Below are 25372 nucleotides of genomic sequence, written 5' to 3' on the forward strand. Positions count from 1 at the left end.
TAGGCTCCGGTGATCGGGCATCGACGCCCGACGGTCCCCCGACAAGGAGCTGCCACGTGAGCGATCCCGTCTTCGACAAGTCCGAGCAGCTCGAGCTCGTGCGCCGTGGCCTGCTGGACGGCGAGGAGATCCTGGCCGTGTACGACTGCATCGGCACCGGCACGGGCTTCGTCGGCCTGACCACCCTGCGTGTGGTGCTCCAGGACAAGAGCTTCGTCGGCAAGCGCATCGCGGTCACCTCGATCCCCTACCGGCACGTCCGCTCGGTCTCGGTGGTGAGCAACACGTCCCTGGTCGGCAAGTTCGCCTCGAGCAGCAGCATCGCCATCGACGTCGGCAGCGGCGCGGTCCACGAGGCCGACTTCCGCGGCGCGGAGAAGGCGCAGAGCGCCCACGACCTGATCCTCTGGTACATCACGCGCTGAGGTCGGGCCAGCACGTGTGATGTCAGGCCAGCACGTTCGTCCAGGCGAGTACGCGGTAGGACGTCATGAGGCCCTGCACGACGAAGGGGTCGGTCGTGGCGAACTCCTGCGCGGCCTCGCGCGTGGTCAGCAGGCACATCGACCCGTTCACCTCGGGCTGCTCGAACGTGCCGATGGCGACCAGAAGGCCGCGTTCGGCGAAGTCCTCGTAGTGGGCGACGTGCGCGGCCATGAGCACCGGTGCGAGCTCCAGCACGCACGGCACCGACTCGTCGAGCACCACGTAGCGCACCTGCCTCATCGCGCGCCGCCCTCGGCGTGGGCGACCAGCCGGGCCAGGATCATGCCCCAGCCACGCACGTACGAGCCGCCGCGGTAGCCCTCCGGCAGCGCGCAGGCACCGCCCAGCTGCTCCTCGGTCATCCGCTCCCAGCCCCACCCCACACGTGCGTGGTGCCGTCGTTCCAGGTTTCGACGACGTTGCCGCCGAGCCAGCCCGGCCCGACGGCGTCATCACTGCCCGGGACCTTCGCCTCTGCCCGCGCCTCCTGCCTCCGTGGGGACGATGACGTACGACCACCGGAAGCCGGGGAGGCCGGCTCCCGACGACGCGCACGGGAGGTGCTGTGATGAGCAGGTTCGACAGAGGTCGACGGAGCAGGGCGCGGTGGACTGCCGTGCTCGCTGCCCTCGTCCTGATCGCGATGGCAGGAACGGCGCAGATCGCCACGGCGGGCCCGGTCGGCGGGGACGGCCGAGCGGGCCAGAGCCGCTCCGCGCTGTTCCAGGACTACTTCACGACGCCCGGCAGCGACTGGACCTTCGTCAAGCGGGCTGGACAGATCGCGCAGGGCCGCCTGGTCATCGACGGCGACTACCTGCCCGGCGCGATCGACCGGGACGGCACCGCGGTCACCCACGTCGGCGACCGCGCCTGGCGCAACTACACGTTCAGCGCCACCTACGACACGGAGAACGTCGGCGGTGGCCAGCCGGGCGTGCACATGGCCTTCTTCTTCTTCCGGGTCCAGGACGCCACGCCGGGCTCCGAGGACTACTACCGCGTCGAGCTGTGGGATCCCGGCCAGGAGTCGCCGAAGGGCGGCGGCGGCATGCTCCCCGACGGGCTGCTGCTGATCGAGCGCTACGACAACGGTGTCCCGACGTATCTCGCGGACATCGAGCACGTCGCGACGGTGACGGGCGGCAACGCGGTGGAGATCCGGGTCAACGGCGCCCACATCGAGATCCGCACCAACGGGGTCCTCGTGGCCTCGGTCAAGGACCCTGCGCCGCTGCGGCACGGCGGTGTCGGCGTCGGCCAGATCTGGGAGAACAACGGCACGTTCGACGACGTCCGCGTCACCCGGACCTTCTGACCACTCCCCAGGAACGCCGGAGGCCTCCGACCCCGCGTCGATCGCAGTGGGGTCGAAGGCCTCCGGAGTGCGTGCAGTCGGTCAGTCCAGGTAGTCGCGGAGGACCTGCGAGCGCGACGGGTGCCGCAGCTTCGACATGGTCTTCGACTCGATCTGCCGGATCCGCTCACGCGTCACGCCGTAGACCTTGCCGATCTCGTCGAGCGTCTTCGGCTGGCCGTCGGTCAGGCCGAACCGCATCGACACCACGCCGGCCTCACGCTCGGAGAGCGTGTCGAGCACCTGGTGCAGCTGCTCCTGGAGGAGCGTGAAGCTCACGGCATCCGCCGGGACGACGGCCTCGGAGTCCTCGATGAGGTCACCGAACTCGCTGTCACCGTCCTCGCCGAGCGGCGTGTGCAGCGAGATGGGCTCGCGGCCGTACTTCTGGACCTCGACCACCTTCTCGGGGGTCATGTCGAGCTCCTTGGCGAGCTCCTCGGGCGTGGGCTCGCGGCCCAGGTCCTGGAGCATCTGCCGCTGGACGCGCGCGAGCTTGTTGATGACCTCGACCATGTGCACCGGGATGCGGATGGTGCGGGCCTGGTCGGCCATGGCGCGGGTGATGGCCTGACGGATCCACCACGTGGCGTAGGTCGAGAACTTGTAGCCCTTGGTGTAGTCGAACTTCTCGACCGCGCGGATCAGACCGAGGTTGCCCTCCTGGATCAGGTCCAGGAACAGCATGCCGCGGCCGGTGTAGCGCTTGGCCAGCGAGACGACCAGACGAAGGTTGGCCTCGAGCAGGTGGTTCTTGGCCCGGCGACCGTCGTTCGCGATCCACTCGAGCTCGCGCTTGATCTTGGCTTCCATCGCGATGCCGGCGTTCAGGCGCTCTTCGGCGAACAGCCCGGCCTCGATGCGCTTGGCGAGGTCGACCTCCTGCTCGGCGTTCAGCAGGGCGACCTTGCCGATCTGCTTCAGGTAGTCCTTGACCGGGTCCGCCGTGGCGCCGGCCGTGACGACCTGCTGGGCGGGGGCGTCGTCGTCGTCGGCGTCGGAGTAGACGAAGCCGCTGTCCTCGGTCTCCTCCTCCTTGGCCGCCGGCTTCTTCTCGCCGTCCTCGTCCTCGTCGTCGGAGTCGGTGGTGTCCTCCGCGACCTCGACCACCTCGACGACGTCGACGACGACGACCTCTTCGATCGCCTCGATGTCCGGCTCCTCGCCGTCCACGACCTCGACGTCGCCGTCGACCGGCTCGGTCGCCGCCTTCTTCGCGGCGGCCGCCTTCGCGGCCGTGGGCTTGGCGGCGGTGGTCTTGGCCGTAGCCGTGGTCTTGGCGCGCGAGGTCTTGGCAGGTGCGGCGGCGCCCTCCTCGGGTGGCACCACGGCCTTGGTGGACGGACGAGCCTTGGCGCTGGTGGCGGCGACGGCACGTGCGGGAGCCGCAGGCTCACGCACGCCGATGCCGGCGGTGGAGAGTCCACGGACGACGGCGCGCAGACGCTTGGCGTCCTGGACGTCCGCCTGCTCGCACGCGGTGCGCAGCTCCTCGGCGCCCACGGTGCCGTGGGTGCGCCCACGCAGGACGAGATCCTGGAGGGCGGGGTGCTCGAACTCACGCGGAAGAGCGGGATGCGGGGTCTGGGACGACACGAACGACCTTTCGGCAGCGCGACACCCGGAACGGGGCCGGGAGGTAGATAGATATTGTACCGACCTCACGGGCCGGTCGGCGCTATCACGGGCACGACGACACGGCCGTCGAGGACGGCGGTCATGGGGTTCTCGGTGTCAACGAACGGCAGGCGCCAGAGATTCCCGCCGCGCCGGACCCGATGACGGGTCCCGCTGCGTGAGACGTACTCGCCGGTGTCAGCCGGGTCCGGGCTTCACGGTGAGCACGGGGCACGGCGCGTCGAAGAGCACGCGCTGCGCGTTGGCGCCGAGGATCAGCTTGCCCACCGGGCTGCGCCGGCGCAGCCCCAGGACCACCAGCTGGGCCCCCACCTCCTCCGCCGTCGCGATGAGGTCGTCCGCGACGTCGCCGCCCGTGAGCAGCCGCACCTCGTGGTCGACGTCCGCGGAGGCGAGCTCGGCCCGCACCTTCTCCAGCTCCGCCTCGACGGCTGCGCGCTGCTCCTCCGGCTCGTCCGGGCGTGCGCTCACGACGACCACGACGCGTGTGTCACGCTGCCGCGCTTCCTCGATCGCCGCCCCGAGGGCCGCCCGACCTTCCGGAGTGGCCAGATAGCCGACCACGATGCCCATCGGTCCTCCCCTCGTCCCGCGGCAACACCGCCGTGTGCGTGACGCTACCGGAGCGAAGGGGTCGCGACGAGCGCACCGCTCGCATCTCGCCGCAGGTCAGTCCGCGTGCCGCACCCACCCGGGCGGGACAGCTGCGCTCAGCGCGTCGTCGAGGAGCTCCGCCAACCGGTACCCCGGCTCCGCGTCGAGCGCCCCGTCCAGCAGCACGCGCGCGCGGGCGCCGTCCCCACGCCACCACGCGAGCAGGGCCAGGAGCGTCAACGCCGGCGCCTGTGCGCCGGTCCTGCCGCGGGAGACCACGGCCTCCAGCACGGCCTCGTGCACCGCCGTCGCCCGGGCCGGCGGCACGACGCCGCGGACGGGGTCGATGATCATGGACATCGCCACGCCGAGCGCGGCGTCGAGCTCCGGCGTCGACTCCGCACCGCGCACGCAGCGCTCGGCCAGGTCCGCCGTGCCGGGAACCAACGCGACCAGCACACCGTCGCGCACCCGCCGGTCGGCCAGCCCGGCCTCGACCCGACCCCACGGCGCTCCCCCGGTTCCCGGCCCCTCGGTCTCCACGAGAGTGACCGCGGTGCGCCATGCCGCCAGCGACTCCTCCCGCCACCGGGAGACCGCGTCGGCGCCGGAGACGAGGGCGTCCTCCCACCGGCGCTCCCAGCGACGCCGCACGCGGGCCACCGATCGACGAACCTCGCCGTGCTGCGGCCGGATCCGGGCGATGTCGTCGCGAGAGTCCGCGACCGCCGACCCGGCCAGCACCAGCGTGGCACCCACCTGGGTGGAGTCGAGGTCCCGCAGCGGCCTACCACCCGGCGGGCAGCAGTCGTCCGCGCAGTCGAGCGCGAGGTAGCCGCTCGGCGTGACCACCCAGACGAGCACGTCCCCGAGCGAGGCCGCGGCCGCATCCTGGAAGTGCCGCGCCGCGGTCTGCGCCGGACCGTCGGAGCCGCGGGGGTCACGATCCGTGTAGAGCACGAGGATGCCGCGACGGGCCCCGTCCCGACCCAGGTGGGCGACGAGGGTGCGGGCGAGCATCGGCCCTGCGGACGCGTCGGCGAGGTGGGGCAGGTCCACCCGGACGACGAGTCCGACCGCACCGCGCGGCGGCCGCAGGCTCACGGCGACGGCGCTGTCCGCGGGCCGGAACCCGAGCCGGTGAGGGACGAGCGCGAGGATCTCCCGGGGTTCGCTCACCCGGAGCGTGGTGGTCTGCATGGCGAGATCCCATAGGACTCCGGACGCGCGGCGGCCCCCCGCGCACGCATCTGTGCACGACGTCGGAGATCCGGCGGGATGTGGGCGGCTCGACGGTCAGCGGCGCGCGGCGGCTCGACGGGCCGTCACGCGCGCGTGCACGTCGGTCTCGATGATCTCCAGGTCGAGCTCGACCGGGTCCTCGTGGCCGCCGGTCGAGCGAACCGACTCCCCCAGGGCCTCCTCGATCTGCTGCTCCGCGTAGAGCCGCGCGATCTGGCGTGCCGCAGCCGCGTTGCCCGCCTGCCGCGCGATCCGCTCCTCGACGCTCCCGGGTTGACCCCCGGCGCGGACCTCGGCCGAGATGCGCGCGTAGCGGCGCGAGATGGCCGATCGCGGGTAGATGTCCCTGTTCTGCGCGACTTCGTCCAGGTGCTCGACGTCGAGCGAGAAGACGTCCCGACCGCCGTAGAGCGTCTGGATCGCCGAGGCTGCCGTCCTCAGTCGCCGCGCCAGCCCCATCTCCTCGCGCGACGTGGCCGCGGCGTCGATGCTCGAGTGGAATCGGCGGCGTGCGGCATCGCGCTGCGGCGTCGTCGCGCCGGGCGCGGCGTCGATCCACCGGTCTCCCATCGACCTGATGCGCTGGATCGAGATCTCACTGAGCTGCACGGGCACGGCTCGCATCTGGCCGAGCGCGGCGCCGGCGCCCGGTACCCGACCGGTCTGGAGCCCGGCCATCGACTCCTCGTTGACCTTGCCTGCTGTGTCCTCCCACACGGACACCGCCTGCTCCCCTTCGCCGTGCTCGTCCAGCGCGACGTCGGCGGTATCTCCCTCCTCCCGCTGCACGTGCACGTGGAACGTGTGACCGTCGCTGGCGACCAGCTCGGCGTGGCCGAGCTGGTGCCGCTGCCGCAGGCCCGCGAGCCCGGCGCGCACCGATCCCTGCGTCGCGTTCGACGCCCGCAGGAGTGCGTTGGCATCCCGGAGCGCGGAGGTCACGCCACCGTCCCTGACCGACTCGACCTTGCCCTTCACCCACGCCTTGCCCGCCGCGACCTTGGCCTTGACCTTGCCGCTGATGCCCTTCATCCCCCTGATCAGCGGCCCGGCGAGCTTGAGCCCCGTGGCGATGACGAAGTCGAGGGCCTTGGTCACCGGCTTCTGGAGGGTGTCGATGATCTGCCGGATCTTCTGGCCGATCCCGCCGAGGCCGATCGCGCTGGCGAGGAACCCGATGATGAGCGGGACCATCTGGCCCAGGACGTCGTCGATCTTGGCGATCACGCCGGAGACGTTCCCGCGCACGATGTCGGCGACGGAGTCGAGCACGGTGTTGACGAACTGCATGATCCGGCTGCCGTTGGTGATGAAGAACATCACGACGTCGTAGATCAGCTTGCACGCCTTGATGAACGCGGCGGCGGGGTTGAGCAGGCCGATGAGCCAGGTGATCCCCGCGGTGATGATCCTGGTGATGACGAAGTCCTTGACCTGCTCGAGGATCATCTCCTTGAGGTCGCCGAGCTTCTCCACGAGCATCTGCCACAGCCCGCCGACCCCCTCGGCGGCGAAGACCTTGAAGATCTCCACGCCCTTCTCGGCGGCGCCCATGGCCTTCTCGCCGATCTTGCGCACGATCCGGTTGCGGATGGTGGTCCACGTGAGGCCGAACAGCGAGGCGAGCAGCTGGACGATCCCCTTGAGGTCGAAGGTCTCGGGGAGCTCGACGCCGCCCTCGGCGAGTGCACCGAAGAGCCAGCTCATGAGGCCCTTGCGCAGGTGCTCGAGGATGTTGTCCTTGAACTTGAGGATGCCGCCCTTGACGCCGGCGATGAGGTTGCCGAGGAACCCGATCGGGTCCTTGACGATGTCGCCGACGACGCTCGCGGCCCTGGCCAGGACGCCGGTGAGCATCGCGACGAGCTCGCGGATCGTGTTGATGACGGCCTTGATGGCGCCGATCGCCTTGTCGACGAGGCCCTTGTTCGCGGCCTGGAGCTCCTCGATCCGCTCGTCGAGCCCCTTGCGTGCCTCGACGTACTTCGTGGCGAGGGCGTCGACGACGGCGCTCTGCTTGTCGGCGACGTCGCTCTCGAGCTGCTCGAACTTCTCGCCCACCTCGGAGGACGCCTGCGCGCCGACCTTCTTCAGGTCCGCGGGCAGCCCCTTCACATACGTGGCGATCTCGGCCTTGCCGCTCGCGATCCGCTTCTTGGCCGCCGAGAGGTCGGCGGCGACGATGTCGGCGACGCGGGAGATGACGCCGTCCATCTCCTTGAGGTACAGCTCGCGACCGGCGGCGTAGAACTCGTCGACCTTCGACGGCATCCCGAGCAGCTTGTCCTTGGCCCAGCGCAGTCCGCCCAGCCAGCCGCCGTAGCGATCCTTCTTGTAGGCCGACATCTTGGCCGAGACGAAGGACTCGAATGTCGCCCGGGCACCCTTCTCGCCGGTGTCGAAGGCCGCGTCGACCTTGGGGTCGAGGCCGTCGAGCAGCAGCTTCACGTCTGCCTCGGTGGCGGTGAAGATCGCCTGGACCTTGGCGGTGACCTCCGCGCGCCGTTCTTCGTCCTTGGCCTTCGCCGCCCCCTTGTCCGCGACCACCTTCGCCAGCGCGGCCATCTTGGCGCCCCGCATACCCGTGACGGCCTCGCCGGTCTGCTCGGTCGCGTCGGTCTTGTGCTGGGCGATCACCTGCTGCTCCTGCGCGCGGAACTGCGCGGGGGCGGCGTCGGCGTGCGCGGCGGCGGCCTGCTTGTCACCGAGCGCCTGCTCGAACTGGGGCTCGCCCGACTGCGCGAGCTGCTGGTCGGTGACCTCGGCCTGGGCCATCTCGTCGTTCGCCTCGTGCCGGCCGGCCTCGAGGTTGATCTGCTCGGGCGGGGCGGGTTTCGGTGCGGCGCCTGCCCCGGGCACCGGGGCGACCTGGCTGGGCTGCTCCGCCGGCATCGGGCTCACCGGCTTCGGGACCGCCGACGACGGGTCCGGGGCGGCCGCGGTCGCCGACGCGATCCCCTGGGCCTGCCCGTCGGCCCCCTGGGAGACGAGGCCCTTCACCTCGCCCTTGACCTCGCCGGCCTTGCCGGACTCCTTGTATGAGTCCGCTTCCTTGAGGGTCTTCGGCGACTTCGCCTCGATCGCGGTCTTCACCGCCGCGATGAACGCCTTCTTGTCGAACGCGCCCGGCTGCTGGGCGTCCATCGCGTCGACCTTCGCGGCCTTCGCCTGGCCGGCGACGTCGTCGGTCGGGGGCACGGCGGCGTCCTGCGCCTCCGTCGCCTTGGACGCCGCCGACGGGTGCGCCTTCGCTCCTCTGGCCGAGCCCGCCAGGCCGCCGCTGACCGCGCGGAACGCCGGGTCCTGCGCAGGACTCGTCCCGGCCGGCGGCACCGGTGGCAGCAGCCGCGCGTCGGCGGGCAGCACCCCGGGTCCTGCTGCGGCGGGCCCCCCACCGGCGGCGCCCGTGCCCGGGGTCGACGCGGACGGCCCGTGGCCACCCGTGCCGGCACCCTTGACGCCTGCTCCGCCCTTGACCCCCGCCCGGCCGAGCGGGCTCTTCGCAGGTACCGGCTTGGGCGGTGCCACGGGCTTCTTCGACGGCACGGACTCAGGACCGAACCCCGTGCGCGTCACTGCCAGCGCCGAGGCGGGAGGCTTCGGCCCTTCCAGGTCGACGGGCACACCGGTGTCCCGTGCCGCGACCAGGCCCTTCTCGACGACGTCGATCGCAGGCTCGTCCTGCCGGATCTCTCGCAGCGCCGAGTCGATCGCCCCGGTGGCCTGCGAGCTCGGCCCCCGCAGCTTCGCCGCCATGAGCGCGCTCACGGCCGCGTTCCCGGCTGCCCGCTGCAACGCCAGCAGACCCAGCGGACCGCCGGCGGCGCGCGACGGCCCGCCGACGGCTCTTCGCCGACCCTCCACCAGGGCCCCACCCACGGCACGCGTGGGATCCCGCGTGGAGCCGGCCGGCCGGTGCGCACCGGGCATGTGCCGAGCGTGCCCGCGGACGCGCTGCCCGGCCCCGCTCTCGAGGGTGCTCGGGAGGGCACCCGCCGCTGCCCGAAGGGGCGGCCGGACGGCTCGTCGGTACGGACCCGCCCCCGCAGCGTGTGGCGGCTACCCTGTCGCGGTGCCCCGACCCGTCCCCCTGACCCGCGCCCGGCCGCGCGCTGCTGCTGCCGCAGTCGCGCTGCTGGTCGGCTGGTCCGTCGCGGCGTGCACGACCAGCGGGCCCGGGCAGATCTCGCCCACCGGCACCGCGGTGGCGTCCCTGACGGCCGCGCCGGCGCCGACGGAGTCGCTGCTGCCCGACGCCACGACCAGCGCGAACTCGGCGGTCGGCGAGGTCGTCGACGGCTTCCCGGCGGCGCTCGTGCCGGTGCCCGCGGGCGCCGAGGTGCTGCTGTCCTCGGCGGAGCCGGTGGCGGGCACCGACCTGACCCAGGTGAGCCTCAACCTGCTCACGGACCAGGACGCGGCCGGTCTGCTCGACGCCGTCCGCGCTCCCCTGGTCGCGGCCGGCTTCACGGAGTCCACGCCGCCCGCGCCCGAGCCCGGGCTGGCGGCACAGTCGACGTTCACGCGCGGCGACGGCTCCGAGCTGTTGGTCGTCGGCATCCTCGACCGGGACGACGAGCGCACGCTCACGCTCGGCGGGCGGGTCCGCGCGACCGCGCCGTAGGCTGCCCCGCGTGAGCACAGCGACACCCTCCCTCGTCGACGTCGAGGACGTCAGACCTCGTATCGACGCCGTGTTGACCAGCCACGTCGCCCAGCTGCGCACCGTCCTGTCGGCCGCCAGCGACGACGCGGACGTGCTGGCCGACGCCGTGGCGCAGATCCTCACGGGCGGCAAGCGCCTGCGGGCCGCGTTCTGCTACTGGTCCTGGCGTGCGCACGGCGGGGTCCCCGGTACGCGGGAGGCGGAGGCCGTGCTCCGGGTGGGCGCCGCGCTCGAGCTGTTCCAGGCGGCCGCGCTCTTCCACGACGACGTCATGGACGACTCGGACACCCGCCGCGGGTTCCCTGCGGCGCACCGGGCGTTCGCGCACCTGCACGCCCGGCACGGGCTGACCGGCGACGCCGAGAGGTTCGGGATGTCGGCCGCGATCCTGCTGGGCGACCTCACGCTCATCGCGAGCGAGCAAGAGTTCGCGCGCGCCCTGGGCCAGCAGCCCCGCAGGCGCGCCGAACGCTCCCGGGCCGTCTTCGACCTGATGCGCACCGAGGTGACGGTGGGCCAGTACCTCGACGTGCTGGCGCAGGCGCTCCCCTGGGGCGACGACCCGGCCGGCGACGAGGTCCGGGCCCGCGAGGTCATCCGCGCCAAGGCGGCGCGCTACAGCGTCGAGCATCCGATCGTGCTGGGCGCGGCGCTGGCCGATGCCGGCGAGGACGAGCTGGACGCCTGCCGCGCCCTGGGCCTGCCGCTCGGCGAGGCGTTCCAGCTGCGCGACGACCTGCTCGGCGTGTTCGGCGATCCGCAGACCACGGGCAAGCCGGCTGGCGACGACCTGCGCGAGGGCAAGCGGACGGTGCTGACGGCCCGGGCGGTCGCGCGCGCCCGGGCGGGGTCCGACGACGCCACGGTGCAGCTGCTGCGGGACCGGCTGGGCGACCGCGCACTGAGCGAGGCCGACGTGACGGTGCTCGCCGATGCCATCCGGGCCACCGGGGCGCCCGACGACGTCGAGGCGCTCATCGAGGACCTCGCGGACCGCGCGTTCTCACTCATGGACGCGCGCCCGTGGACAGATCCCGCCCGTGCTCAGCTCATCGGTCTGGCTCACGCGGCCGTCGACCGCCACGCCTGACCCCGTCAGAGCTCCGCGGCGGCCCGTCGTCGGATCTCGGTCTTGCGGCCGGCGCGCAGCGCGTCGATGGGGGTCCCCGGCAGTGAGTCGTCGGGCGTGAAGAGCCACTTGATGGCGGCCTCGTCGGTGAACCCGGCGTCGGAGAGCACCGTCAACGTGCCCTGCAACGAGGCGAGCACCGCCCACGGCAGGTCCGGGTCCCGGTTGGTCGGCTGCGCCGGGTTGGCCAGGTGTCCCGGCACCAGGAACGCACCCGGGACGTAGAAGATCCGGGGGTCGCCACGGCGGACGCCGATGATCCGGCGCTCCTGCACGATCCGGCGCACCTTGGAGGCGTCGAGGCCGAGCCGGTCGGCGATGTCGGGGACGGTGAGCCACTCGTCGACCAGCCGGTCGAGGGTCTCTGGAGAATCGTTCACCCGACAAGAGTACGCATCCGCGAATTACACAGGCGCAATTCACCCGTGCGCTTTCCCCGCGTGCCGTATTCGGATACGTTCGCATTCTGTCACTCCAGTCACACAGGCACCATCCGTTTACTTACGCACCATGAGGTAGGTCCCATGTCGCAGCACGCCACCGCCCGCCGAGTCGCCACCGGAACCGGCGCGACCCTCGCGCTGGCCGTCGTCGGCGTGACCGCGACCGGCGGTGCGGCCCACGCCGACGACGCCTACACGGTCCGCCAGGGGGACACGGTCAGCCACATCGCGACGCGCACCGGCACCACCGTGGCCGCCATCGCCCGGGCCAACTCACTTGCCGACGCCTCGCGCATCCGGATCGGGCAGGTCCTGTCCATCCCGTCCGGGTCGGCGCCCGCCGCCGCGCCCGCCGCCGCTGCTCCGGCGCCCGCGTCCGGGAGCTACACGGTCGCCTCAGGGGACACGGTCAGCCACATCGCCGCGAAGCTGGGGACCTCGGTGCAGGCGATCGTCGCCGCCAACGGTCTCGACGCGCGCGCCTTCATCCGCGTCGGCCAGACGCTGACGGTCCCGGGCTCCACGGCAGCCACCGCCGCGCCCGCCCCGGCCGCCGTCGCGCAGGCAGCCGGCTCCGTCTCCCACACGGTGCGGTCCGGCGAGACGGTCACCGCCATCGCCGCCAAGCACGGCGCCACCGTCGCCGCGGTGATCGCGGCCAACGGGCTGGACGCCCGCGCGCTGATCCGCATCGGGCAGACGCTCACCGTCCCGGTCCCGGCCGCGGCCCCGGCGGCCGCTGCCGTGGGCAACACCTTCGCCGGCCGCACGTACTCGGACTCCGTCGTGGCCGCCGCGAACGCGAACCTGGCCACGCTGCGCAGCACGGGGGCGCCCTCGAAGGCGGAGATGCAGGCCAAGATCGCCGCGACCGCACGCGCGATGGGGGTCGACCCGGCGCTGGCCCAGGCGATCGCCTTCCAGGAGTCCGGCTTCAACCACGCCGTCGTCTCCCCCGCCAACGCCATCGGGACGATGCAGGTGATCCCGACCTCGGGCCAGTGGGCGTCGGACCTCGTCGGTCGTCAGCTCAACCTGCTGAACCCCGACGACAACGTCACTGCGGGCGTCGCCATCCTGCGCGCGCTCGTCAGCAACGCCCCCGACCTGCCGACCGCCATCGCCGGCTACTACCAGGGCGCCACGTCGGTGAAGAAGAACGGCATGTTCGCGGACACGCGGCGCTACGTCGCCAACGTCCAGACGCACATGACGCGCTTCCGCTGAGGTCGCGCCTGCCGCACTCGCGGGGCTCTCGACCGTAGACTCCCTGCCGTGGGAGCCACTATCACCGACCCGTTCGTCGGCCGTCTGGTCGACAGCCGGTACGAGGTCGTGTCCCGCATCGCCCGCGGGGGCATGGCCACCGTGTACCTGGCCGTCGACCGCCGGCTGGACCGCGACGTCGCGCTGAAGGTCATGCACGCCCACCTGGCGGAGGGCACGTCCGGCTCGGACTTCGTCGCCCGCTTCCGGCGGGAGGCCCGCACCGCTGCCCGACTCACGCACCCCGGCCTGGTGGGGGTGTACGACCAGGGTGTCGACGGCGACATCAGCTACCTGACGATGGAGTACATCGACGGGTGCAACCTGCGCCGGCACATCGGCGAGCGCGGTGCCCTGACCGTGGCCGACGCTCTCCGGATCGGCGAGAGCGTCCTGGACGCGCTGGCCGCCGCGCACCGCGTCGGCCTGGTGCACCGTGACATCAAGCCCGAGAACGTGCTGCTCGCCTCCGACGGACGCGTGAAGCTGGCGGACTTCGGGCTGGCGCGTGCGGTCACGGAGGTCACCTCGACCACCACCGGGACCGTGCTCGGCACGGTCGCCTACCTCGCCCCGGAGCTCGTCACCCGTGGGCTCAGCGACGCCCGCACCGACGTGTACGCGATCGGCATCCTCCTCTTCGAGATGCTCACCGGCCGGCAGCCCTTCACCGGCGAGACGCCCATCCAGGTGGCGTTCCAGCACGTCAACAACGACGTCCCCGCGCCGTCGGAGCTCGTCGACTGGCTGCCGATCGAGATCGACGACGCCGTCCGCGCGCTCGCCTCGCGCGACCCCGACGACCGCCCGGTCGACGCCGCGGCCGCCCTGACCCTCCTGCGCCGGACGCGCGCCGCGCTGGACGACGAGACGCTGGCCCGGCACGCCGACGTCAGCCCGTCGATCGTGCTCCCGGCGGCGACGGACCCGGCGGAGACGGACCTGGACGCGGAGACCGACCGGGACGACGCCGACGGGGCCGACGACGCGCTGGGCCTCGACGAGTCGTCGTACTCCGACCCGGACGAGACCACGCTGATCGAGACGAACGACGCGCGCGGGACGACCGTCGCGCTGCCCATCGGCCTCGGCGTCGCCGCGGAGCTGCTCACCGGTCGCCCGCCCGAGCCGACCCGGAAACGTCATCCCGTCCGCTGGATCATCGTGCTCAGCGTCCTCGCCGCGCTGATCGGTGGCGGGACCTGGTGGTACCTCCAGCAGGGACCGGGCGCCTACACGACCGTCCCGACGATCATCGGGCAGGACGCCGAGGAAGCGACCGCGATCCTGGCGCGAGCCGGGCTCGGCGCCGACCCGACGTCGGCCTTCGACGCCGAGGCGCCCGTCGACACGGTCTTCCGGACCGATCCGGGCCAGGGTGACCGGATCCGCAAGGACGGCACCGTCGCGTTCTCCGTCTCCAAGGGCCCCGACTACGTGCTGGTGCCCGGGGGCGTCGTCGGCGAGATCCAGGCGACGGCCGAAGCCGCCTTGGCGGCCGCCGACCTCGAGGTCGCCTACGCGGAGCCGCAGTTCAGCGACTCGGAGGGCCTGGGCGAGGTCATCAGCGCGACGCTGCCCGACGGCACGCCCGCCGCGCCCGACGCGCAGACCATCCGTGGCACGACCGTGACGCTCACGCTCTCCGACGGTCCGGCGCCCGTCACGATCACGTCCGTCGTCGGCATGAGCGTCGCCGATGCGACGGCCGAGCTCCTGACGGACAACCTCAAGCTCGCCCCGACCGAGGCGTTCAGCGACACCGTGGCGGCGGGGCTGATCATCGACCAGAACCCCGCGGCCGGCGCCGAGGGGCACCGCGGTGACACCATCGCGGTCAACGTCTCCAAGGGCCCGGAGAACGTCGAGATGCCCAACGTCGTCAGCAAGCAGTTCGACGCCGCCAAGGCCCAGCTCGAGAAGCTCGGCCTCACCGTGAAGCGCGAGAACGTGCTCGGTGGGTTCTTCGGGACCGTCCGCGACCAGAGCGCACCCGCGGGTCAGCCCGTGAAGGTCGGCACGGAGATCGTCCTCACCGTCGTCTGACACGGCACAGCCCGGCGCCGCGCGAGGCGGGCCGGGCTGCGTCGTTCAGAACTCAGGACGCGCGGAGAAGCTCCACGACCTGGAACGCCATCTCCAGCGACTGCTGGTGGTTCAGGCGCGGGTCCACGAGCGTCTCGTACCGCCGCGCCAGGCCCTCGTCGTCGATCTCCTCGGACCCGCCCAGCACCTCGGTGACGTCGTCGCCGGTGAGCTCGATGTGCAGGCCCCCGGGCACGGTGCCGAGCGCGCGGTGCACCTCGAAGAACCCGGCCACCTCGTCCATGACGTCGGAGAACCGGCGCGTCTTGTAGCCGGAGGCCGACGTGATCCCGTTGCCGTGCATCGGGTCGCAGACCCACGTCACGGGACGACCGTCCGCGGTCACCTTCTCGACGAGCGCGGGCAGCAGGTCACGGACCTTGCCGGCACCCATGCGCGTGATGAACGTGATGCGGCCGGCCTCGCCCTGCGGGTTCAGCTTGTCGATGAGGGCCAGCGCGTCGTCACCCGTGGTCGTCGGACCCAGCTTGATGCCCAGCGGGTTCTGCACGCGGGAGAAGTAGTCCACGTGCGCACCGCCCAGCTGGCGGGTTCGCTCACCGATCCACACGAAGTGCGCCGAGCAGTCGTACGGGAGCCCGGTCCGCGAGTCGATGCGGGTCAGCGGGCGCTCGTAGTCGAGCAGCAGGCCCTCGTGGCTGGAGAAGAAGTCGACGGACCGCAGCGCGTCGAAGTCGGCGCCGCACGCCGCCATGAACCGGATGGCCCGGTCGATCTCCGCCGCGATCTCCTCGTAGCGCGAGTACGACGGGTTGGCCATGAAGCCGCGGTTCCACTCGTGCACGCGCAGCAGGGACGCGAAGCCGCCCGTGGTGAACGCCCGGATGAGGTTCAGCGTCGAGGCGGACGTGTGGTACGCCTCGAGCAGCCGCTGCGGGTCCGGCGTGCGGGCCTCGAGCGTGAACTCGTAGTCGTTGATGATGTCGCCGCGGAACGCCGGCAGGGTGACGCCGTCGCGCGTCTCGGAGTCCGAGCTGCGGGGCTTGGCGTACTGCCCGGCCATCCGGCCCATCTTGATGACCGGCAGGCTCGCGCCGTAGGTCAGCACGACGGCCATCTGGAGGATGGTCTTGATCTTGTTGCGGATGTTGTCCGCCGTCGCGGTGCTGAACGTCTCCGCGCAGTCGCCGCCCTGCAGCAGGAACGCCTCGCCGCGACCGGCGGCCGCCAGCTGCGCGCGCAGGTGGTCGGCCTCGCCCGCGAACACCAGTGGCGGGAGGGTCGACAGCCTGGACGTGACGGCGTCGAGCGCGGTCGCGTCCGGCCACTGCGGCTGCTGGAGCGCCCCCATCGACCGCCAGGCGTCGAGGCCTGCGACCACCTGCGGGTCCGGCTCGACGCTCATGAGTGGCTCGCTGGGACCAGGGGCTGCCCGATGTCCTCCAGCAGCGCGCCGAACCACGGCTGCGACACGTCGAACGCCTTGCCGCCCGCGATGCGCGGGAACTCGATGGCACGCAGCACGTCGCCCTGCTCCTCGTCGTGACCGATGACGCCGGACTCGCCGCGCAGCGCGGACTCGACGGCCAGGTCGGTCATGGACTTGATCAGGCGCAGGTCCTCGGCGTTCGCCGCGGCGGCGCGCGAGTAGTACCCGGACTTCTGCACCATCGTCTTCTCGGCGCCCAGCTTCTCGCCGAACTGCTTGGCGAACCACTGCCCCGGGTTGACGGTGTCCAGCTTCACGTGACCGAACGGGTCGCGCTCCACGGGCGTGCCGGCGGCCTCGAGCTGCTCGACGATCTCGTGCATGCCGGCGCCCTCGGACAGGAAGATGTTGACGTTGCCCTGCTCGTCCATGATCGCCTTGAGGCGCGCGGCCTCGGCGTCGATATCGAGCGCCAGCTCGGGCACGAAGACGGCGTGGATGTCCCAGCGCTCGCGCGTCAGACCGATGCCCGGGACCCACTCCTGCGTGTCCAGCCACTTGCGGTACTCGGCGGCCGCGGCGGCGGTGAGCCACCCGCAGTGCCGGCCCATGACCTCGTGCACGATCAGCATGCGCGGGCCGGAGCGGTGCTCGCCGATGATGTTCGCGGCGAACCCGGCGGCCTCCTCGGCGGCGGTCCAGGCGCCCAGCGACTGCTTGATGGGCACCACGTCGTTGTCGATCGTCTTGGGCAGGCCGACGACGGTCAGGTCGTAGCCGTTCTCGTGCAGGTAGGCGGCGAGGTCGGCGGCCGTCGTGTTCGTGTCGTCGCCACCGATGGTGTGCAGGACGTCCACGCCGTCGGACTTGAGCTGCTCGGCCGCCACCTTCAGCGGGTCCTGGCCCTCCTGCACGAGGCCGCGCTTGACGCAGTCCTTCGCGTTGGTGAGCTTGACGCGGGAGTTGCCGATCGGCGAGCCGCCGAACTTGTGCAGGATGCCGGCCTTGGCGCGGGTCTCCTCGTCGACGACGATCTTGTCGCCGCGCAGCAGGCCGTAGTAGCCATGCTGGTACGCGATGATCTCGATGTCGGGAGCGATCTCCGTGTACCGCTCGATGAGCCCGCCGACGGCGGACGACAGGCACGGGGCGAAGCCACCTGCGGTCAGGAGGGCGACGCGACGAACCGACATGAGACACACCTCTCGTAGACAACCTTCGGCGCCCGCGACGAGGCGGCGCGCCACGATGCCGGCACCCGGGCCGACCGCGTCATCCTACTGACGTCCCGGACTCCTCCTGCGGTGGTACCGGCACCTGGACGTCCGGGACGGGACGCCCGCCCGGCGCGGCGGGCAGGTGGTCGGCCGCGTCGCCCGCCACGGCCGGGTGACCGGTCGCGATGCGGGCCTTCTGGGTCGCCGCGTACACGTCGACGTACTCCTGACCGGACAGGCTCATGATCGCGTACATGATCTCGTCGGTGACCGAGCGCAGGATGAAGCGGTCGTTCTCCATGCCCCGGTAGCGGCTGAAGTCGAGGGGCTCGCCGATGACCGTGCCGATGCGCATGACCTTCGGGATCCGCCGGCCGGGCGGCTGCGCCTCGTCGGTGCCCACCATCGCCACCGGGATCACGGGCGCACCGGACTCCAGCGCGAGCCGCGCGATGCCGGTCTTGCCGCGGTACAGCCGGCCGTCGGGACTGCGGGTGCCCTCGGGGTAGATGCCGAACAGGTCGCCGTCCGACAGCCGTCGCAGGCCGGTGCGCAGGGCAGCCTCGCTGGCCTTGCCGCCCCCGCGGTCCACGGGGATGGTGCCGACGCCGCGCATGAAGCCTGCCGTGAGCCGCCCCTTGATCCCGGCACCGGTGAAGTACTCCTGCTTGCCGATGAACACGATCTCGCGGTCCAGGACGAGCGGCAGGAAGAAGGAGTCGATCACGGCGAGGTGGTTGCTCGCGAGGATCGCGGCGCCCTCCGTCGGCACGTTCTCGGCGCCACGCACCCACGGCCGGTAGACCAGGTGCAGCAGCGGTCCGACGAAGACCCGCTTCATCAACCAGTAGAACAACGGTTCACCTCTCGACCCGACCCACGGACTGTCCGCCCACCCGAGCCCTGCGCTCGCCCCCCGACGACTCCCTGCGGAAGCCGGGGCCGAGCACCTGCCACCCCGACTACCCGGTCCGACTCTAGAGTGCTCCTATGGCACCTCGCCCCGACGACCCCGACGAGGGGGTCCAGCCGACGGGCGCCGACGAACCGCCGGCCGCCGGTCTGCCTCCAGGTCCGCCCGATCATGCCGCACCCCCGGAACCGACGGACGAGGAGGTGTGGGCGGCCATCGTGGCCGAGCTCGGTGAGCTCGACGGATACGAGGAGGACCAGGATCCGCCCGTGACGCCCGCCGGGCCGCCAAGCGCGACGACCACCGAGCCGAGCCCGGGCCTGTCGTTCCCCGTGGCTCCGTGGGTGGCCGACCGGCGCGTCGTCCGACCTGCCCAGGAGCCGACGCGCGACCCGGAGCTGAGCGGGCGCGACTGGGACGGCACCTCGCAGATCGACGACGCCGAGGGTGTCGTCGACGCGGACGAGCACTTCGTACCGCCCGACCCCGGCCCGGTCCTCGGCGGCGACCCGCTGCTGACGATGGCCTGGTTCGCCGCGGCGGGCGTGCCGATCTTCCTGCTGGTGGTCCTCGTGGCCTGGCGCGACGTACCGCCCGCGCTCGTCCAGGCCGCGGCCGCCGTGTTCGTCATCGGGGTCGCGGTGCTCCTGTGGCGGATGCCGCACCGTCGTGACCCCAGCGACGACGACACGGGCGCGGTGGTCTGACCGGAGCGCACCCCGTCGTCAGAGGCGCGCGAGGTCGGCCGCCCCGACCATCCCCGCGTCGTTGCCCATCGACGCCACGACGATCTTGGCCTCGGGCCGGTGACCGCGCCCGGAGAGCTGCTCGGCGAACCCGTTGCGGGCCGGCGCGAGCAGCAGGTCTCCCGCGTCCGCCACGCCTCCCCCGACGACGATCAGCGCGGGGTCGAGCAGCGCCGTCGCGGACGCGGCACCCTCGCCCAGCCACCGTCCGAGCTCCGCGAGCAGCTCGATCGCCAGGGGGTCACCCTCCTGCGCGGCCTGCGTGACCTGGGGGCCGTTGAGCTTCTCGACGTCGCCACCCGCGAGCTCGAGCAGCCGGGTCGCGCGCTCGGGCTGGATGATCACGGTCGCCTGCGCGTCGCGCACCAGGGCGCTGCCCGAGGCGTACTGCTCCCAGCAGCCCTCGTGGCCGCACCCGCAGTAGTGGCCGCCGGGGACCACGCGCATGTGCCCGATCTCGGCAGCGACGCCCCACGCCCCGCGCACGAGCTTGCCGTTGGAGACGATGGCGCCCCCGAGACCGGTGCCGACGGTGAGCATGAGCATGTCGTCCACGTCGCGGGCGGCGCCGAACCGGAACTCGGCCCAGCCGGCGGCGTTGGCGTCGTTCTCGACGGCGACCAGCACGTCGTCGTTCTGGAGGATCGCCTGGACCCGCTGGCGCAGGGGGTAGTCGCGCCACGCGATGTTCGGGGCGAACAGGACGGACGACCGGTCGGCCGAGACGAACCCCGCGGCTGCGACTCCCATGGCGCTGACCTCGTAGGAGCCGCTCAGCTCGAGGTAGACCTCGGCGATCGCCTTGTCGATCCCCGCGACGTCGTCCGGCGACGTCTCACGCCGCGTCTGCGCGAGGATCGTGCCGTCCTCGTCGACGACTCCCGCCGCGATCTTGGTCCCGCCGATGTCGACACCGATGGCGTGCATGTTCGTGTTCGCTCCTACGCGTTCGTACCGTGCTCGCTACCGTCCGGTGCGGGCTTCCACGCTATCCGCCTGCGCGGCCTCCGGCCGACGTACCCGGACGACCCCGCGACCAGGCCCGCCGCAGAGCGTACCCATTCGGCTGCTCCCCCAAGGGCGACCGAAGTCCCGTATCCTCGGGGCCACACTTCGCCCCCTGTCACTGGAGCCAGCATGGACGAGTTCCACATCCCGTTGCGCGTCGAGGTCGATCCCTCGAAGAACCTCAACGACCTGCTCGCCGATCGGGTCGGGAGGACGCCCGACAGCGTCCTCGTCGAGCACAAGGCGCAAGAGGGCGGCCCCTGGATCCCTCTGACCTCGCGCGAGTTCGACGCGGAGATCGTCGCCGTGGCCAAGGGCCTCGTCGCTCGTGGCGTGCAGCCCGGAGACCGCGTCGGGATCATGTCGCGGACACGGTACGAGTGGTCGCTGATCGACTGGGCAGTCTGGGCCGCGGGCGGTGTGCCGGTCCCGCTGTACGAGACGTCGTCGGCCGAGCAGGTCCTGTGGATCCTCACCGACGCCGACGTCTCGCTGCTCGTCGTCGAGACCGCCGCCCACGCCGCGGTCGTGGCCGAGGTGCGCGCCGACGCCCCGACCCTGCGCGAGGTCCTCATCCTCGACGACGGTGCGATCGACACGATCGTCACCGCCGGTGCCAGCACGCCCGACGCGGAGATCACGCGTCGCCGCGGGCTCGCGGTCCTCGACGACCTCGCCACGATCATCTACACCTCGGGCACGACGGGCCGGCCGAAGGGCGTCGAGCTCACGCACGGCAACTTCTACCTGCTCACCGTGAACGCGGTCGAGGACATCAACGAGGTGTTCAGCGAGCCCGGCGCCCGCACCCTGCTGTTCATGCCGCTCGCGCACGTCTTCGCGCGGTTCATCGAGGTGCTCTGCATCCCCGCCGGTGCCGTCCTGGGTCACAGCCCCAGCACGGCGACCCTGATCGAGGACCTGGGCTCGTTCCGGCCCACGTTCATCCTCGCGGTGCCCCGCGTCTTCGAGAAGGTCTACAACTCGGCCGAGCAGAAGGCCGCGGCGGCGGGCAAGGGCTCCATCTTCCAGCGGGCTGCGAAGACCTCGATCGTCTACTCGCGCGCGCTCGACAACGCGCACGGCCCCAGCCTGTGGCTGCGCCTCCAGCACAAGGTGGCGGACGTGCTCGTGCTGCACCGCCTGCGCAACGCGCTGGGCGGCAACGCGCGGTGGGCGGTCTCGGGCGGAGCCCCGCTCGGCGAGCGGCTCGGTCACTTCTACCGCGGCCTCGGCCTCAACGTCCTGGAGGGCTACGGGCTGACCGAGACCACGGCCCCCGCCACGGTGAACCGGCCGGGCCGGGGTACCAAGATCGGTACCGTCGGTCTGCCCCTGCCGGGCAGCGGCGTCCGCATCGCTGCGGACGGCGAGGTCGAGCTCCAGGGCGTCCAGGTGTTCCGGGGGTACCACAACAACGAGGCCGCGACCGCGGAGGCCATGCACGACGGCTGGTTCCGCACCGGTGACCTCGGCTCCCTGGACGACGAGGGCTACCTGCGGATCACCGGTCGCAAGAAGGAGATCATCGTCACGGCCGGTGGCAAGAACGTGGCCCCCGCGGTGCTCGAGGACCGCATCCGCGCGCACCCGCTCATCAGCCAGGTGGTCGTGGTCGGTGACCAGCGGCCGTTCATCGGCGCGCTCATCACGCTCGACCCCGAGGGCGTCCCCGGCTGGCTGTCCGCGCACGGCAAGCCGTCGATGACCCTGGCGGAGGCGGCCAAGGACGCGGACGTCCTGGCGTCGCTGGACAAGGCGGTCGAGAAGGCGAACAAGGCGGTGTCCCGGGCGGAGTCGGTGCGCAAGTACCGGATCCTCGAGTCGGACCTCACCATCGCCAACGGCTACCTCACGCCCAAGCTGAGCATCCGTCGCAACGAGGTGCTCAAGGACTACGCGGGCGAGATCGACAAGCTCTACGAGGGCCCGGCGCGCGACTGAGGGCTCACACCGCACGCACCAGGCGCAGGGGCGGGACGAGTCCCGACGCCGCGAGCACGCCGATGGCGTGCTGCTCCGCGGCATCGAGCTCGACCGCCCCTGCGGCATGCTCGACGTGCTCGACGTGCTCCGCGTGCATGAGATGCACTGCGGGGACCGCCTCGGGGGCCGGGCGGCGCACCGGGATGGTCAGGAAGGTCACGACGCAGTCCGCGCACGCGGCCCCACGCTCGGTGCAGGTGTCGCAGTCGATGATCATGTCGCGGACGCTAGCCACGACCACCGACAACGACCGTCAGAGGCGCTGGAGACGCGCGACCAGCGTGCTGGACGGCACCACCCACGCGCCCGCGGCCTCGACGTCGCGCACGACCTCCTGGTCGCTGGTCACGACCACGAGCACGCGACCAGGCGGCTCGGCGTGCACCAGCCGCCTGATGAGGTCGTCCGCGATCTCCCCCACGGCGAACAGGACACGGACGCCCCGCGCGTACCCGCCGGGCGGGTGCTGCTGCCCCTCCTGGCCGTCGAAGCAGCAGGTCACCTCGGCGCCGGTCCGCGCGGCGACCTGGGCGAGCCCGTCGACCAGCCGTCGCCTCTGCTCCGCCAGCGAGAGCTCCCCGAACCCGGACTTCGAGACGTTGTAGCCGTCGACCATCAGGTGCGCCCACGGCTGACGCAGCAGCTCGTCCAGCAGCGCCGGGTCCTGCACCGAGCGTCCGCGCGAGCCCGGCCGCACCGCGGTGCGCTCCGTCGGCGGGCTGACCAGGTCGGCGGGCAGGTCCGCCACCGGTGGCAGCGCGAGCTCGGAGCGCAGCCCGCTGGCGGCGTCGACGATCGTGTCGAGCAGCAGCCGCACCCGGACGTCGGCGAGCTTGCGGGCCGCCCGCAGCTCCGCCCGTGCCGCGGTGCGCTCCGCCTGGGCCGACCGCCGCTCCTCCGACGCCTGCCGGAGGTCGTCGGCCGCACGCGCCTGCGCGAGCTCCGCGGTGGCGAGAGCGGCGCGGGCCTCCTCAGCCGCCCGGCGCCCCTCGCTGCGCGCGCGGTCCGCGTCGGACCGCAGTCGGCGCAGCTCGCGCTGGAGCGCGCCGAGCTGCTCCTCGGCCGCGCGCGCCTCGTCCCGGGCCGCCGTGGCGTCGGCCCGGAGCCGGTCCGCCTCCGCCTGCGCGCGCGACAGCCGAGCCTGCGCCTCCGCGCTCACCGTGGCGACCGCCGACTCCTCCGCCGGGAGCAGGTCGCGCCACCGGGACCCGAGCAGCCAGGCACCGGCCGCGGCCTGCACCGACGGCGCGGTGGGCTCCTGCGCGTCGGCTGCCAGACCGGCGGCCAGCTCGGGGTTCGCCTGCGTCCACACCCGCGCCACCCGCGCCCGGAACACGTCGTCCTGGAGCGCGTTCCAGAGCGGTCCGGCACCCGCGGTCGCACGACGGCGCGGGGCGAAGCGGTGCACCGCCCGCAGCGACGGCGGCACCTCGACGGGTTCCGCGGCCCCCAGGGCGTCAGCCGCCACCTGCACGAGGGCGGTGCGCAGCGCCGTCGGCACCTCAGTGGCGTCGTCGCCGGTCCCGCCCTCGCCACCCATGACCAGCACCTTAGGTGCCGAGGGCCGACGACGGCGGGACCCGGCCCGGCGGCCACCGCGTGGGTGGGTGACCGCCGGCCGGGTCCCGCCGAGCGACGTCAGGGAGTCGTGACCCCCAGGACGTACGCGCCGGAGCCGGAGTAGGCGTCGACGACGTACCGGTACGTGCCCGCCGTGCCGGAGTAGGTGAACGCCTCGTTGGGCGACGACGTCGTCCCCCGTGCGACCGTCGACCAGGCGGTCCCGCTCCGCTTCTGCAGGTAGAGGTCGAAGTCGGCGCCGGTCGGACCAGCCAGGCAGAGCCGGAACGTGCCGCTGCGCGTCACGCTGACCGATCCGCCGGACGGCTGGGCCACGGCCGAACCGGACGTGAGGGTGCCCTGGTAGCTGGCCGCATAGCCGGAGCACGACGTGGTCGGGGGCGGGGTGGTGCCGCCTCCGCCGGTGATCAGCGTGAGCCCGTAGGCCGACAGGATCTCGTTCACGGGCTGGAAGTAGGTGGTGCCGCCCGAGCTGCAGTTCCCGGACCCGCCGGACGTCACGCCCTGCGCCTGGTTGCCGGCGATGAGCGAGCCGCCGGAGTCACCGGGCTCGGCGCACACGTTGGTGCGGATCAGCCCGCTGACCGTGCCCTGCGCGTAGGTCACGCTGGCGCCACGGGACTGGATCGTCCCGCAGTGCCAGCCGGTGGTCGATCCCGACCGGCACACGGACGCGCCGACCGCCGCGTCGGTGGACCCCGCCACGGAGACGCGGCTGCCGTTGTACTGGTTGACCGCGCCGATCGGGGTGTTGCCCGAGGCGGCAGCGATCCAGGAGTAGTCGTTGCCCGGGAAGCTCGAGCCGCGGAACGTCCCGGTCGGGGAGGCGGTCGTCGCACCGGTGCTGCCGCAGTGGCCGGCGGACACGAACCCGCCGGTCACCGAGAACCCGACCGAGCAGCGGCTGGTGCCACCGATCGTGTAGGCGTTGCCGCCGACGATGTCGATGAAGGTCCGGGGGGCCTCGGTGGTCGTCTGGAACGTCACCGAGTCGGTCGGCACCCCGGCCCGCTCGACGAGCTGGCGCGCCGCGGTCTCCGCACCGGCCACCACGGAGACGACGACCGAGTTGGTGGTCACGTCCACGTACCAGCTGGGAACCGCCGAGGGCGCCTCCGCGGTCGTGGCGTCGAGCGAGGCCTGCCACTTCTCCAGGTCGGCGAGCGTGTGGTTCACGACCACGGCCTGCGCGCCGGCCGCCTGCACGGTCGAGGCGGCTGCGCCGTCCGCGACGCCGACGTAGAGGACGTTCTTGGTGGGATCGAGCCAGGCGCCGGCGAAGGTGGCGCCCAGTCGCGCCTTGAGGATGCGCTGCTTCCCGGCGGCGTCCGCCTGGAACGTCAGACGCTTCGCCGCCGCGGACGGGCTGAGCCCGAGGTCGCGCTCGAGCGCCTTCTGGATCGCGGGGTCGACCTTCTGCTGGATGCCGAGCTCCTGGGGGCTCGTGGATCCGGGGTCGGATGGTGCGGCAGTCGATCCGACCGCCAGCGGTCCGATGAGGAGCGCGCCGGCCGCACAGGCCGTCACCGCCGCCCTCCACGTGTATCGCGTCATGTCTGTCGTCCCTCCGTCGTCACATCAGCCGGTAGGCCGACAGTCACACTAGGCGTGACCGTTGTCGAAGA

The 25372-nt window shown here is 72.3% G+C and carries 22 protein-coding genes; 8 read left to right on the forward strand and 14 right to left on the reverse strand.

Features of this window, described 5'->3' with window-relative positions:
* Positions 1 to 56 precede the first annotated feature (56 nt).
* Positions 57 to 425 (forward strand): hypothetical protein, encoded by a 369-nt coding sequence (locus tag HP550_RS11805; protein ID WP_175347881.1) that lies wholly within the window; start codon positions 57 to 59, stop codon positions 423 to 425.
* Between the two features lie 22 nt (positions 426 to 447).
* On the opposite strand, the gene HP550_RS11810 is transcribed toward HP550_RS11805, so the two are convergent.
* On the reverse strand, positions 448 to 726 hold the full coding sequence (locus HP550_RS11810; protein ID WP_175347882.1) for a YciI family protein: 279 nt from the start codon (positions 724 to 726) through the stop codon (positions 448 to 450).
* A complete protein-coding gene (locus tag HP550_RS22740) occupies positions 723 to 848 on the reverse strand; it encodes a hypothetical protein (RefSeq protein ID WP_281362183.1) in 126 nt (41 codons plus the stop codon). The genes HP550_RS11810 and HP550_RS22740 overlap by 4 nt, the downstream gene beginning before the upstream one ends.
* Positions 849 to 1102: 254 nt before the next feature.
* On the opposite strand from HP550_RS22740, the gene HP550_RS11815 reads away from it, so the two are divergent.
* Entirely contained in the window at positions 1103 to 1804 is a 702-nt protein-coding gene (locus tag HP550_RS11815; protein ID WP_175347883.1) for a 3-keto-alpha-glucoside-1,2-lyase-like domain-containing protein, read from the forward strand.
* Positions 1805 to 1885: 81 nt separating this feature from the next.
* Here HP550_RS11815 and HP550_RS11820 read toward each other — a convergent pair whose 3' ends face one another.
* From HP550_RS11820 to HP550_RS11835, 4 genes are all read right to left on the reverse strand, one after another.
* Positions 1886 to 3439 carry an RNA polymerase sigma factor gene (locus HP550_RS11820; protein ID WP_343048143.1) on the reverse strand — a complete coding sequence of 518 codons (1554 nt, stop codon included), beginning with the start codon at positions 3437 to 3439 and terminating at the stop codon, positions 1886 to 1888.
* 219 nt (positions 3440 to 3658) lie between these two features.
* A complete protein-coding gene (locus HP550_RS11825) occupies positions 3659 to 4054 on the reverse strand; it encodes a universal stress protein (RefSeq protein ID WP_175347884.1) in 396 nt (131 codons plus the stop codon).
* A 96-nt stretch (positions 4055 to 4150) separates the two neighbouring features.
* Entirely contained in the window at positions 4151 to 5275 is a 1125-nt protein-coding gene (locus HP550_RS11830; RefSeq protein WP_175347885.1) for a DUF4192 domain-containing protein, read from the reverse strand.
* Positions 5276 to 5371: 96 nt separating this feature from the next.
* Complete coding sequence (locus HP550_RS11835; RefSeq protein ID WP_175347886.1) at positions 5372 to 9247, reverse strand: phage tail protein; 3876 nt, start codon at positions 9245 to 9247, stop codon at positions 5372 to 5374.
* Positions 9248 to 9389: 142 nt separating this feature from the next.
* Between HP550_RS11835 and HP550_RS11840 the strand changes: the two genes are divergently transcribed.
* Both HP550_RS11840 and HP550_RS11845 read left to right on the forward strand, forming a co-directional pair.
* The gene (locus tag HP550_RS11840; protein ID WP_343048144.1) at positions 9390 to 9941 is read left to right on the forward strand and encodes a hypothetical protein; all 552 of its coding nucleotides are present in this window, start codon (positions 9390 to 9392) and stop codon (positions 9939 to 9941) included.
* Positions 9942 to 9951: 10 nt separating this feature from the next.
* Complete coding sequence (locus HP550_RS11845; protein ID WP_175347887.1) at positions 9952 to 11073, forward strand: polyprenyl synthetase family protein; 1122 nt, start codon at positions 9952 to 9954, stop codon at positions 11071 to 11073.
* 5 nt (positions 11074 to 11078) lie between these two features.
* On the opposite strand, the gene HP550_RS11850 is transcribed toward HP550_RS11845, so the two are convergent.
* Positions 11079 to 11492 (reverse strand): helix-turn-helix domain-containing protein, encoded by a 414-nt coding sequence (locus HP550_RS11850; RefSeq protein ID WP_175347888.1) that lies wholly within the window; start codon positions 11490 to 11492, stop codon positions 11079 to 11081.
* A 144-nt stretch (positions 11493 to 11636) separates the two neighbouring features.
* Here HP550_RS11850 and HP550_RS11855 point away from each other — a divergent pair, with 144 nt between their 5' ends.
* Positions 11637 to 12782 (forward strand): LysM peptidoglycan-binding domain-containing protein, encoded by a 1146-nt coding sequence (locus HP550_RS11855; protein WP_175347889.1) that lies wholly within the window; start codon positions 11637 to 11639, stop codon positions 12780 to 12782.
* Positions 12783 to 12830: 48 nt separating this feature from the next.
* Complete coding sequence (pknB, locus tag HP550_RS11860; RefSeq protein WP_175347890.1) at positions 12831 to 14867, forward strand: Stk1 family PASTA domain-containing Ser/Thr kinase; 2037 nt, start codon at positions 12831 to 12833, stop codon at positions 14865 to 14867.
* A gap of 52 nt (positions 14868 to 14919) precedes the next feature.
* On the opposite strand, the gene HP550_RS11865 is transcribed toward pknB, so the two are convergent.
* The 3 genes from HP550_RS11865 to HP550_RS11875 all read right to left on the reverse strand — a co-directional run bounded on the left by HP550_RS11865 (position 14920) and on the right by HP550_RS11875 (position 18354).
* Complete coding sequence (locus tag HP550_RS11865) at positions 14920 to 16272, reverse strand: class II 3-deoxy-7-phosphoheptulonate synthase (RefSeq protein WP_175347891.1); 1353 nt, start codon at positions 16270 to 16272, stop codon at positions 14920 to 14922.
* Complete coding sequence (locus tag HP550_RS11870) at positions 16269 to 17489, reverse strand: pyrophosphate--fructose-6-phosphate 1-phosphotransferase (RefSeq protein ID WP_175347892.1); 1221 nt, start codon at positions 17487 to 17489, stop codon at positions 16269 to 16271. Before HP550_RS11870 ends, HP550_RS11865 begins: the two co-directional genes overlap by 4 nt.
* A 79-nt stretch (positions 17490 to 17568) precedes the next feature.
* A complete protein-coding gene (locus tag HP550_RS11875; protein ID WP_175347931.1) occupies positions 17569 to 18354 on the reverse strand; it encodes a lysophospholipid acyltransferase family protein in 786 nt (261 codons plus the stop codon).
* 149 nt (positions 18355 to 18503) lie between these two features.
* Between HP550_RS11875 and HP550_RS11880 the strand changes: the two genes are divergently transcribed.
* Complete coding sequence (locus HP550_RS11880) at positions 18504 to 19133, forward strand: hypothetical protein (RefSeq protein ID WP_175347893.1); 630 nt, start codon at positions 18504 to 18506, stop codon at positions 19131 to 19133.
* Positions 19134 to 19151: 18 nt separating this feature from the next.
* Here the strand turns inward: HP550_RS11880 and HP550_RS11885 are convergent, their stop codons facing one another.
* The gene (locus tag HP550_RS11885) at positions 19152 to 20099 is read right to left on the reverse strand and encodes an ROK family glucokinase (RefSeq protein WP_175347894.1); all 948 of its coding nucleotides are present in this window, start codon (positions 20097 to 20099) and stop codon (positions 19152 to 19154) included.
* A 210-nt stretch (positions 20100 to 20309) separates the two neighbouring features.
* On the opposite strand from HP550_RS11885, the gene HP550_RS11890 reads away from it, so the two are divergent.
* Positions 20310 to 22124, forward strand: a complete 1815-nt coding sequence (locus HP550_RS11890) for an AMP-dependent synthetase/ligase (protein ID WP_175347895.1) — start codon at positions 20310 to 20312, stop codon at positions 22122 to 22124.
* A gap of 4 nt (positions 22125 to 22128) precedes the next feature.
* On the opposite strand, the gene HP550_RS11895 is transcribed toward HP550_RS11890, so the two are convergent.
* The 3 genes from HP550_RS11895 to HP550_RS11905 form a co-directional block, all read right to left on the reverse strand.
* A complete protein-coding gene (locus HP550_RS11895) occupies positions 22129 to 22383 on the reverse strand; it encodes a hypothetical protein (protein WP_175347896.1) in 255 nt (84 codons plus the stop codon).
* Positions 22384 to 22419: 36 nt separating this feature from the next.
* A complete protein-coding gene (locus HP550_RS11900; RefSeq protein WP_175347897.1) occupies positions 22420 to 23706 on the reverse strand; it encodes an NYN domain-containing protein in 1287 nt (428 codons plus the stop codon).
* Positions 23707 to 23804: 98 nt separating this feature from the next.
* The gene (locus HP550_RS11905; RefSeq protein ID WP_175347898.1) at positions 23805 to 25301 is read right to left on the reverse strand and encodes a S1 family peptidase; all 1497 of its coding nucleotides are present in this window, start codon (positions 25299 to 25301) and stop codon (positions 23805 to 23807) included.
* Between the last annotated feature and the right edge of the window lie 71 nt (positions 25302 to 25372).

The sequence above is a fragment of the Cellulomonas humilata genome (genome assembly GCF_013359775.1).
Lineage (GTDB): Bacteria > Actinomycetota > Actinomycetes > Actinomycetales > Cellulomonadaceae > Cellulomonas > Cellulomonas humilata.